The sequence below is a fragment of the Methyloceanibacter sp. genome (assembly GCF_035650995.1).
Classification (GTDB): domain Bacteria; phylum Pseudomonadota; class Alphaproteobacteria; order Rhizobiales; family Methyloligellaceae; genus Methyloceanibacter.
Genome location: NZ_DASRGO010000160.1, coordinates 1 through 10841, shown reverse-complemented (window position 1 = coordinate 10841; position 10841 = coordinate 1). Strand labels below are relative to the sequence as shown.

Sequence of the window (10841 nt, the reverse complement as noted above, 5' to 3'; positions counted from 1 at the left end):
GTTGGACTGCTGTAATGATCCGGGACAGGCGTCAAAAAAGTATTAACCATGCCGCCGCCGCCAGAAGCCAAAAGCCAGAAGTCAGTATTCAGAAATCAGACTGATAGGCGGGCCCTGCGGCCGGCAATGTCTGATTTTCGATCAGAATTCAGACTTCTGATTTCCGGCTTCTGACTTCCTCAACCGCCCCCGCGGTCCACTCGGCCATCTCCGGCATGGCGAGGATCGCATCGGCATAGGCCTGGGCCGTGCCGTCGTCGCCGAATTGTCCGAGATCGACGCCATAAGTGCGGAAGCGCGTCGCCACCGGCGCGTACATGGCATCGGCGTTGGTGAAGGCGCCGAACAGGAACGGCCCCCCCTTGCCGAAGCGGCTGCGCGCGTCGTGCCAGATGGCCACGATGCGCCTGATGTCGGTCTCGAGCGCGGGACTGATCGGGGGAGTGGCGAGCCGCGCCAACAGGTCCATGGACATGTCGTTGCGGAGCGTGGCGAAGCCGGAGTGCATTTCGGCCGAGATCGAGCGCGCCGCCGCCCTGGCCTCCGCGTCCTTCGGCCAGAGGTGGCACTCCGGATGGTGCTCGGCGAGATATTCGAGGATGGCGAGGCTGTCCCACACGATGCCGTTCTCGGTCTTGAGCGCCGGCACCTTGCCCGAGGGCGACACGCGCGAGATCTCGGCCTTGCTGTCCGGCTGGCGCAGCCTGACGCGCTCCTCGGCGAAGGGAATGCCGCAGGCCTTGAGCGCGATCCATGGCCGCAAGCTCCAGGACGAGATGTTCTTGTCGCCGATGACGAGTGTGTACTTGGCCGTTCCCATGCTCGCCCCTTCCGCCATTGTCAGCACTCCGCTCCCCTGCCATTAATGCGCGGACGCTGCAACCCCCTCATTCCTTGGTGCCAATGACGACCAAAATTGCGACGCTCGAGACGATTGCCGCCGCCCTCGATGACCGGCTTCTCGACGCGGGCGCCGGCGGCCTCCCCATTCGCCTCATCGCCTCCGAGGACGATCCGGCCCTCGAGGCGTTGAGCGAGGCCGAGCGCAGTTGGGTCGAGGCGCAAGGGTGGAAGCCCAAGGAGGGCTCGGTTCTCCTCCTGCCGGGCGGCGTTCGTGGTGTGAGCGGAGTTCTGCTCGGCACCGGCGATGCGGATTGGGCGTCGCGCACGCCGCTCCTCACCGGTGTGCTTGCAGGCGCGCTCCCCGAGGGCGACTACACCTTCGCTTCGCCTCTGCCCGATCCCGGGCTTGCCGCGCTCGGATTTCTCGCCGGCCTCTATCGTTTCACGCGTTACAAGACCTGCGACGAAGGCAAGACGAAGCGTCTCGTCCTTCCCGAAGGCGCCAACAAGGAGGAGGTGCTCGCGCTCGCCGCCGCGCTCTATTTCGGGCGCGACCTCATCAATACGCCGGCCAACGATCTCGGCCCGGCCGAGCTCGAGACGGCTGCGCGCGAGCTCGCCAACGCCTATGGCGGGAGCATCAAGGTCATCGAGGGCTCGAGCCTGCTTTCCGACAATTTCCCCATGATCCATGCCGTAGGCCGCGCCAGCGACCGTGCGCCGCGGCTCATCGATCTCAGATTTGGCTCCGAGCACGCGCCGAAGGTCACCATTGTCGGCAAGGGCATCTGCTTCGATACCGGCGGTCTCGACATCAAGCCTTCAAGCGCCATGGGGTTGATGAAGAAGGACATGGGCGGTGCGGCGACGGCGCTCGCCTTCGCGCTCCTCGCCATGCGCACCAAGCTGCCGATCCGCTTGCGGGTGCTGATCCCTGCCGCGGAGAACAGCATTTCCGGCAACGCGTTTCGCCCGGGCGACGTTCTCACCAGCCGGAACGGCATGACCGTCGAGATCGGCAATACCGACGCCGAGGGTCGCCTCGTGCTGGCCGATGCGATCAGCTTCGCCGATGAGGAGGCGCCCGACTACCTCATCACCATCGCCACGCTGACGGGCGCCGCGCGCGTCGCGCTCGGCCCCGATCTTCCGCCTCTCTATACCGACGATGACGGCTTCGCTGCCGGCCTGCTCTCGAGCGGCAGCGCGGTGGGCGATCCGCTATGGCGCATGCCGTTCTGGGCGCCTTACGACAAGATGCTCAAAAGCTCGATCGCCGATGTGAATCATATCGCCGAGGGCTCTTTCGCCGGCTCGGTGATCGCCGCGCTGTTCCTGAAACGCTTCGTGAAACAGGCGAAGCGGTTCGCCCATCTCGACATCTTCGCCTGGGTGCCGCGCGAACAACCCGGCCGGCCGCAGGGCGGCGAGCCGCAAGGAGCCCGCGCCCTGTTCCACTTCTTCCGTCAGGAGCTTGGCCGCGCGTGAGCGATTCCGCAATGCTCGACCCGCGCCGCCATGCTTACCGGCCGGAACTCGCCGATGCGAGGCTCAGAGGTTTGATCGAAGCGGAGCGCTACGTTAGCGGCGAGCCGCGCCAGGTGATTGCGCCGTCGCTTCCCTTGCGGCGCGAGCCGCGCTTCGACTCTCTTCTCGAGACCGAGGTGCTCAAAGGCGAAACCGTCACCGTCTTCGCCGAGGGCGAGGGATGGGCCTGGGTTCAGATCGATCGCGATCTCTATGTCGGCTACATGCCGAGCGACGGCCTCAGCGCCTCGATCGTTGAGCCGACCCATCGCGTCGCGGCGCTCAGGACCTATGTCTATCCCGAGCCCGACGGAAAGTCCCCGCCGCTTGCGCTGCTTAGCCTGAATGCCCTGTTCACGGCGAGGGCGGAGGAGGGCAAGTTTCTCGCCCTCGAGGACGGAGGCTTCGTGTTTGCGCAACATGCAGGCCTCGCCGGCGAGCCGGTCCCCGACCCTGTCGCCGTCGCCGAGGCCTTTCTCGGCACGCCTTATCTTTGGGGCGGCCGCACCAGCATCGGGCTCGATTGCTCGGGCCTCGTCCAGCTCGCCTTCGAGGCGGCCGGATACACCGTGCCGCGCGATGCCGACATGCAGTTAGCCGAGCTCGGCGAGCCGGTCCCCTGGAGCGAAGGCACCGCGCTTCGCCGCGGTGATCTCGTGTTCTGGGACGGCCACGTCGGCATCATGACGAGCCCGACGCATCTTCTCCACGCCAACGCCTTTCACATGCAGGTCGAGCTCGAGCCCTTCGCCGCGGCGAGGGCGCGCATCGGCAATGCCGGCTTCGAGGTGATCGGGGTGCGGCGACTGCCGCGCCTCTGAACCCGCAGGCGCCCTAGATGACGTGGAACAGGTAGAGCAGGATGATGATCGGGATGGGGATGCCGATCAGCCAAAGAAGAACGCCTCGCATATCAACGCTCCGTGACAGAAACGATCTGATGGAGCAACGCGCCGTGCTGCGGACAGTTCCCCGCGCTTAGGTAGCGACCACGCCGCCGCGCGTCGCCTCGAGCGCGAAGGCTGCCGCGAGCAGAGCCTTGGTGTAGTCCGTCTTCGGCTCGGCGAACACCGTGCGTGCCGGACCCTGCTCCACGACCTTGCCGTGGCGGAGCACGATGATCGAATTGGCGAGCGCGCGCACGACTTTCAGGTCGTGGCTGATGAAGAGATAGGCGAGCTTGTGACGCCGCTGCAGCTCGCGCAGGAGATCGACGATCTGCGCCTGCACCGACACGTCGAGCGCGCTCGTCGGCTCATCGAGAATGAGGAATTTCGGCTCGAGCACGAGCGCGCGCGCGATGGCGATGCGCTGGCGCTGGCCGCCGGAGAACTCGTGCGGGTAGCGGTCGCGCCACTCGGGCTTCAGGCCGACCTCCTTGAGCGCGCGCGAGATGCGCTCCGTCCGCTCCTCCCTCGTGAGCGAGGGATTCTGGATGGCGAGGCCCTCCTCGATGATCTGGCCGACCGAAAGGCGTGGGGAAAGCGATCCGTACGGGTCCTGGAACACGATCTGCATGTCGCGCCTGAGCGGCCGCATGCGCTTGGAGTCATACCCGTCGATGCGGTTGCCGAGATAGATGATGGGACCGTCGCTTGAGATCAGCCGCAGCAGGGCAAGCCCGAGCGTGGTCTTGCCCGAACCCGATTCGCCGACCACGCCGAGCGTCTGGCCCTCCTTGACCGCGAGGTTTATGCCGTCCACCGCCTTGATATGTCCGACCGTCTGGCGCAGGAAGCCGCGCCTGATCGGAAACCACACGCGCAGGTCCTTGGCTTCGAGGATGGTCTTTGCCTGGGGGTCGGCGGCGGGCGGCTGCCCCTTAGGCTCCGACTCGATCAGGTGCTTGGTGTAGGGATGCTTCGGCGCGGCGAAGATGTCGGCGGTCCGCCCGCGCTCGACGATCTCGCCGTTGTTCATCACGCAGACGCGGTCGGCCATCTTGCGCACGATGCCGAGATCGTGGGTGATGAGCAGCATCGCCATGTTGAACTCGGCCTTGAGGTTGGCGAGCAGATCGAGGATCTGCGCCTGGATGGTGACGTCGAGCGCCGTGGTCGGCTCGTCGGCGATAAGCAGGTCCGGCTCGTTGGCGAGCGCCATGGCGATCATCACCCTTTGCCGTTGGCCGCCCGAGAGCTGATGCGGGTAGGAGCCGAGCCGCCCCTTGGGGTCGTCGATGCCGACCTTGTCGAGGAGATCGAGCACGCGCCCGCGCGCCGCCCGATCCGACATGCCGCGATGAATCTTCAGCACCTCGGCGATTTGCCGCTCGATCGTATGCAGCGGATTGAGCGAGGTCATCGGCTCCTGGAAGATCATCGAGATCTTGTTGCCCCTGATCGCGCGCAGCGCGGCCGGCGGTAGCGTGAGCAAATCCTCGCCCTTGAACAAGATTCTGCCCGAGGGGTGCGATGCCGTGGGGTAGGGGAGGAGGCGGAGAATCGACAGCGCCGTCACCGTCTTGCCGGAGCCCGATTCGCCGACGAGCGCGACCGTCTCGGCCGCGCCGATATCGAACGACACGTTCCTGACCGCATGCGTCGCGGCCTCGCCCGCGTTGAAATCGACCGACAGGTCCTCGACCTTGATGAGGGCGGCGTTGGTCATCGCGCGGCAATCTCGATGAGTTGTCTCACTACCTCAAGCTCCGGACGCAGCACCTCGACGTCGGCAGGACCCTTCAGCAATCCATAGCGATGATGAAGAAGCTCATAGCGGTTGGCGAGGCGCTTATCAGCAGTTAGCAGATGGCTGCAGCGCATACCGATGGCCGTTGAGACATGGATTGCATCAGGAGTCTTGAGTGCCGGGTATTGCGATCGTAAGACCGCCGCATACCACAACACCGGACGAACTATCGGGGCAACCTCCAACTGACTGTTGGAGATCATTGCGTCGTCGTAGCGATCAATGAGCTGGTCGTTTTTCTCCCGATAGGGGCTAACGAGCGCCTCCATCAGCGTTAGTTCGCTTGTCACAAGGAAAGGCCGTCCTCTGGCCTGGGCCGTGAAGAGCCTAACGAAAGCCTTTGCCAGATCGTCGTTGTGTTCCACCAAATGGATGATGATATTGGCGTCGAGGTAAAGCCTGCTGACTTCCGCCATCAATCATCCCATTCGTCGCGCAGGGTGCGCACACGCTCGACAGCATCCTCGATGGTTCCACCCTTGGATTCCATCTGCGCGCGCTCGATCAGGACGCGAAGGGCCTCCCTGCTTAACGGTTTCCGCCCTTCACCCTCCTCTTGGATGGTCACGGTGACGAAAGCAGTCGAGTCGATCCCTTCGCGCAGCTCGACCGGGAGCTTCGAAGCGGGGTAGTGCTCTTTAACGATCTTGTTCATGACCCACCCATTGTACCACATCACGCCTTGGCCTTGGCAGGCTGGGCGTCGGCGCATTCGCCGCACTCGACCTCGACGGTGGCATGGTCGAGCGCGAAGCGCTCCGCGAGCCGCGCCTTGATGTCCTTCACCACGCGCCCCTGATCGGTGCCCACGCCGATGTCGGCATGAAGCGTCACCATGCGCCGGCTCTGGGTGATCGACCAGACATGGACGTGGTGAACGCCCTGCACCCCTTTGACATGGGCTATGAGGTCGGGGCCGATCGCGCGCGTGTCGAGCTCGCCCGGCGCGCCTTCGAGCAGGATATGCCCGCTCGCGGCCACTACCTGCCAGCCGCTTTTCACGATGATCGCCGCGACCAGAAGCGAAAGGAGGGGATCGATCGGTGTCCAGCCGGTGAGCAGGATCACCGCTCCCGCGGCGAGCGCCGCGACCGAGCCGAGCAGATCGCCGAGCACGTGCACGAGGGCCCCGCGCACGTTGAGATTCTCGCGGTCGGCGCCTTGCAGCAGGAAGAAGGCGGCGACATTGACCAGGAGGCCGAGCACAGCGATGACCACCATGATGCCGCCCGACACTTGCGGGATCGTCATCAGCCGCTCGACCGCCTCGTAGACGATCCACGCGCCGATGGCGAACAGTGCAAGGCCGTTGGCGAAGGCGATCAGCACCTGGAAGCGGTCGAAGCCGTAGGTGCGCTTCCAGTCGGCGGGCCTCCGCGACAGCCGGAAACCGAACCAGGCGAGCGACAGAGAGGCGAAGTCGGTCAGCATGTGGCCGGCATCGGCGAGCAGCGCGAGCGAGCCGGCCGCGATGCCGCCAGCCGCCTCGGCGAACATGAACAGGCCGGTGATGAGCGCGGCGAACCCCATGCGCCGCTCGTTATTGGCGTGCGGCTCGGCTGGGATCTTCGGCGTCCGGCCCTTGCCGCGGCCCGAGCGATCGTGCATGTGCGCGTGCGATCCATGCATCGGCGTCATCCGAGCGTCTTGCGCGGGTCGAGCGCGTCGCGCACCGCCTCGCCGATGAAGATCAGAAGCGAGAGCATCAGCGCGATGACGAAGAAGGCCGTGAGTCCGAGCCACGGCGCCTGAAGATTGTCCTTGCCCTGGGCGAGCAGTTCGCCGAGCGAGGGCGACCCCGGCGGCAGGCCGAAGCCGAGAAAGTCGAGCGAAGTGAGCGTGGTGATCGAGCCGTTCAGGATGAACGGCATGAAGGTGATGGTCGCCACCATCGCGTTCGGCAGGAGGTGCTTGAACATGATCCGCACATTGGACAGCCCGAGGGCGCGCGCCGCGGTCACGTATTCGAAGTTCCGCGCCCTGAGGAACTCGGCGCGCACCACCCCGACCAGCGCCACCCAGGAGAAGGCGAGCAGGATGCCGAGCAGGATCCAGAAATTCGGCTCGATCACCGCGGCGACGATGATGAGCAGGTAGAGTTGCGGGATGCTCGTCCAGATTTCGATGAAGCGCTGGAACAGGAGATCGGTCCAGCCGCCGAAATAGCCCTGTACGGCGCCTGCCGCCACCCCGATCACCGACGAGAACAGCGTTAGCACGAGCCCGAACAGCACCGAGATGCGGAATCCGTAAATGACGCGGGCGATGACGTCGCGCCCCTGATCGTCGGTGCCGAGCCAGTTCCATTCGAGGTCGGCGTTGCAGGGATGGAAGCCGCGCTCGACCGCGAGCTTGCAATCCTCCTCGGTGAGCATCCAGGTGGGCTTCACCGGAAAGGCCATCGGCGGGTTCTTGTTCTGCGTGTTGTAGGAGAAGCGGATCGGCGGCCAGAGCGCCCAGCCGTCTCCGTGCTTGATCATCTCTCTCACCGCCGGATCGCGGTAGTCGGCTTCGGTCTCGAAAATGCCGCCGAAGGCGGTCTCGGGGTAGGACTGGAAGATCGGCCAGTAATAGCGGCCCTCGTATTTCACCAGGATCGGCTTGTCGTTGCAGATGAATTCGGCGAATAGGCTGATGATGAACAGCACCAAGAAGATCCACAGCGACCAGTAGCCGCGCCGGTTGGCCTTGAACACTTCGAGCCGCCGCCGCTGCAGCGCCGAGAGCCACGGCCGGGGGGCCGGCACGCCTTGCGCGGTGACTTCCTCGGTGATCGCGGTGTCGATCGGCGCGTCCATCGCGGCTAGACCTCGCGCGTCTCGAAATCGATGCGCGGATCGACCCACGTATAGGTGAGGTCGGAGATGAGGTTGATGACGAGCCCGAGCAGCGAAAAGATGTAGACCGTGGCGAACACCACCGGATAGTCGCGGTTCACCACCGATTCGAAGCTCAGGAGCCCGAGCCCCTCGAGCGAGAAGATCGTCTCGATCAGGAGCGAGCCGGTGAAGAAGGCGCCGATGAACGCGCCGGGAAAGCCGGCGATGACGAGCAGCATGGCGTTGCGGAACACGTGGCCGTACAGCACTTTGTGCTCGGTCAGCCCCTTGGCCCGCGCCGTCATCACATATTGCTTCCTGATCTCCTCGAGGAACGAGTTCTTGGTGAGGAAGGTCGTGGTGGCGAAGGCCGACAGCGCCATGGCGAACATCGGCAGCACGAGGTGCCAGAAATAGTCGGCGATCTTCATCGGCCAGGACAGTTCGTGCCAGTTCTCGGACACGAGCCCGCGCAGGGGAAAGATCTGCAGGAACGAGCCGCCGGCGAACAGCACGATGAGGAACACGGCGACGAGAAAGCCCGGAATGGCGTAGCCGATCACGATCACGGTGCTCGTCCACACGTCGAAGCGCGAGCCGTCCTTGACCGCCTTGCGGATGCCGAGCGGGATGGAGATGGCGTAGGAGAGTAGCGTCATCCACAGCCCGAGCGAGATCGACACCGGCATTCTCTCCTCGATCAGCTTGAGCACGCTCGTGTCGCGGAAATAGCTCTTGCCGAAATCGAACAGGAGGTAGTTCTTGATCATCATGGCAAAGCGCTCGTAGGCCGGCTTGTCGAAGCCGAACTGCTTTTCGAGGCTCTTGATGAATTCGGGATCGAGGCCTTGCGCGCCGCGGTATTTCGACGGCGCCGAGACGTCGCCCGGGAGCCCGCCGCCGCCGGGACGCGGGCTCGTCGCGTCGCCCCCGCCGCCGCTGAACATCGAGGTGGCGCCCTGATCGGCGCCGGTGAGCTGGGCGATGAGGCGCTCGACCGGACCGCCCGGCGCGAACTGCACGACGACGAACGTCACCAGCATGATGCCGAACATCGTCGGGATGATGAGGAGGAGGCGGCGGAGGATATAGGCTGTCATTCTCTCTCACGCATGTGGCCGGGCCGGCTGCCCCGCCCCACGGCGCCGGTTTCGCTCGCTTGGGTGATGCTTACTGGATTCTCGAGCCGAGTGGAACCCGACATAGGGTCCTATCGGCGGGATCGCCCCGTCGGCGGAGGTAAATTGCGGCATTTTGCGCCTGTCGGGTGCGCTCACGCCTTGCGGCGGCGCAAGCGCGCGATGCCATAGGCCGCCGCGGCGACGGCGAGCGCGCCGAGGATGAGCCAGAGCCGCGAGGGACTGCCTCCGGAACCGCTCGTCTCGCGCGGGCTCGGCGCCGTCGCGGCGAGCTTCGCGGCCTTGGCCTCGTCGTACCACCAGGTGTCGAGAATGCCGCGGTCGAAGCGGGGTTTCACCTGAGGCCGCGAAAACTTGTCCCAATAGGCGATGTTGTAGGAGGCCTTGTACCAGTGCGGCACCCAGTAGTGCCCGGCCCTGAGCACGCGGTCGAGCGCGCGCGCCGCGGTGGTCAGCTCGTCGCGGTTCTTGGCCGCGATGACCCGCTCGATCAGCGCGTCGACGGCGGGGTCGGAGACGCCGGCGAGATTGAGCGAGCCGTCCATCTTGGCTGCCTGCGAGCTGAAATAGCTCCTCAGCTCGACCCCCGGCGTGTTGCGCATCTGGTAGCGTTCGGTGGTGATGTCGAAGTCGAAATTCTTGAGCCGCTGTTGATATTGCGCGGGGTCCACCAGGCGCATCGAGGCCTCGATGCCGAGCAGCTTCAAATTCTTGATGTAAGGCGCGATCAGGCGCTCGAACACGTCCTCCGAATAGAGGATCTCGAGCTTGAGCGGCTCGCCCTTGGCGTTGACGCGGACTCCGTTCTTGACGGTCCAGCCGGCCTCGTCGAGCAGCTTGCCCGCCGCGATGAGAAGCGTGCGGTCCTGGCCCGAGCCGTCGCTCTTCGGCGGCACGTAGGCGGCGCCGAGCGCCTCGTCGGAGACGGGCGCGCCGAGCGAGCTCAGTAGGGCGCGCTCGGCCTCGGACGGCGCGCCTTCCGCCTTCATCGGCGAATTTTCGAAATAGCTCTCGGTGCGCTTATAGAGCCCGTAGAACAGATTCTTGTTCGCCCATTCGAAATCGAAGGCGAGATCGAGCGCCTTGCGCACGCGGATGTCGTTCAACGGTTCGCGCCGCGTGTTGAGGAAGAAGCCCTGCGTGCCCGACGGCGTCTCGTCGGGCAGCACCTCCTTCTTCACCCTACCGTCGCGGATCGCCGGGAAGTCGTATTCGGTCGCCCACACTTTGGAGGTGAATTCCTCGCGGAAGTCGTAGGCCCCCGCCTTGAAGGCCTCCATCGAGGCGGTGCGGTCGCGGAAATATTCGAAGCGGATGCGGTCGAAGTTGAAGCGCCCGCGGTTGACCGGCAGGTCCTTGGCCCAATAGTTGGGATTGCGGCGGTAGACGATGGTGCGTCCCTGCGCCACGCTGTCGACCAGATACGGCCCCGAACCGAGCGGCGGGTCGAGCGTCGTCTGGTCGAAGGGGTGCGTCGTGTAATAGGCCTTTGAGAAGATGGGAAGCGTCGCCACGGTGAGCGGCAGATCGCGCACGAGATCGCCCTTGAAGGTGTAACGCACGGTATGGGGATCGAGGGCCTCGGCCTTCACCACGTCCTGGAGCATCTGGTGGTAGACCGGATGCCCTTTTTCCTTGAGCGCGTCGAAGGAGAACACCACGTCGTCGGCGGTGAGCGCGGTGCCGTCAGCGAAATGCGCCTCTGGGCGCAGATGGAAGGTCACCGACATGCGGTCGTCGGCCACTTCGGCGCTCTCGGCGACGAGGCCGTAGACCGCGTCGGGTTCGTCGGCAGCGGGCGTCATCAGCGTGTCGAACAGAA

Annotated in this window: 10 protein-coding genes; 2 read left to right on the top strand and 8 right to left on the bottom strand. The window is 64.9% G+C overall.

Annotation, left to right across the window (positions count from 1 at the left end):
• Nucleotides 1-148: 148 nt before the first annotated feature.
• Nucleotides 149-820 (bottom strand): glutathione S-transferase family protein, encoded by a 672-nt coding sequence (locus VFB18_RS12165; RefSeq protein WP_324975546.1) that lies wholly within the window; start codon nucleotides 818-820, stop codon nucleotides 149-151.
• An 83-nt stretch (nucleotides 821-903) separates the two neighbouring features.
• Between VFB18_RS12165 and VFB18_RS12160 the strand changes: the two genes are divergently transcribed.
• The gene (locus VFB18_RS12160) at nucleotides 904-2331 is read left to right on the top strand and encodes a leucyl aminopeptidase family protein (RefSeq protein ID WP_324975543.1); all 1428 of its coding nucleotides are present in this window, start codon (nucleotides 904-906) and stop codon (nucleotides 2329-2331) included.
• A gap of 11 nt (nucleotides 2332-2342) precedes the next feature.
• Entirely contained in the window at nucleotides 2343-3191 is an 849-nt protein-coding gene (locus tag VFB18_RS12155) for a C40 family peptidase (protein ID WP_414675689.1), read from the top strand.
• A gap of 157 nt (nucleotides 3192-3348) precedes the next feature.
• On the opposite strand, the gene VFB18_RS12150 is transcribed toward VFB18_RS12155, so the two are convergent.
• From VFB18_RS12150 to VFB18_RS12120, 7 genes are all read right to left on the bottom strand, one after another.
• Nucleotides 3349-4980, bottom strand: a complete 1632-nt coding sequence (locus VFB18_RS12150; protein WP_324975537.1) for an ABC transporter ATP-binding protein — start codon at nucleotides 4978-4980, stop codon at nucleotides 3349-3351.
• On the bottom strand, nucleotides 4977-5477 hold the full coding sequence (locus tag VFB18_RS12145; protein ID WP_324975534.1) for a PIN domain-containing protein: 501 nt from the start codon (nucleotides 5475-5477) through the stop codon (nucleotides 4977-4979). The genes VFB18_RS12150 and VFB18_RS12145 overlap by 4 nt, the downstream gene beginning before the upstream one ends.
• Entirely contained in the window at nucleotides 5477-5716 is a 240-nt protein-coding gene (locus VFB18_RS12140; protein ID WP_324975532.1) for a hypothetical protein, read from the bottom strand. The genes VFB18_RS12145 and VFB18_RS12140 overlap by 1 nt, the downstream gene beginning before the upstream one ends.
• 20 nt (nucleotides 5717-5736) lie before the next feature.
• Nucleotides 5737-6669, bottom strand: coding sequence for a cation diffusion facilitator family transporter (locus VFB18_RS12135; RefSeq protein WP_324975529.1), 933 nt, complete (start codon nucleotides 6667-6669; stop codon nucleotides 5737-5739).
• A gap of 26 nt (nucleotides 6670-6695) precedes the next feature.
• Entirely contained in the window at nucleotides 6696-7859 is a 1164-nt protein-coding gene (locus VFB18_RS12130) for an ABC transporter permease (protein ID WP_324975526.1), read from the bottom strand.
• A 5-nt stretch (nucleotides 7860-7864) separates the two neighbouring features.
• Nucleotides 7865-8980 carry a microcin C ABC transporter permease YejB gene (locus tag VFB18_RS12125; protein WP_324975524.1) on the bottom strand — a complete coding sequence of 372 codons (1116 nt, stop codon included), beginning with the start codon at nucleotides 8978-8980 and terminating at the stop codon, nucleotides 7865-7867.
• A 173-nt stretch (nucleotides 8981-9153) separates the two neighbouring features.
• A partial coding sequence (locus VFB18_RS12120) for an extracellular solute-binding protein (RefSeq protein WP_324975522.1) occupies nucleotides 9154-10841 on the bottom strand: 1688 nt, incomplete at its 5' end.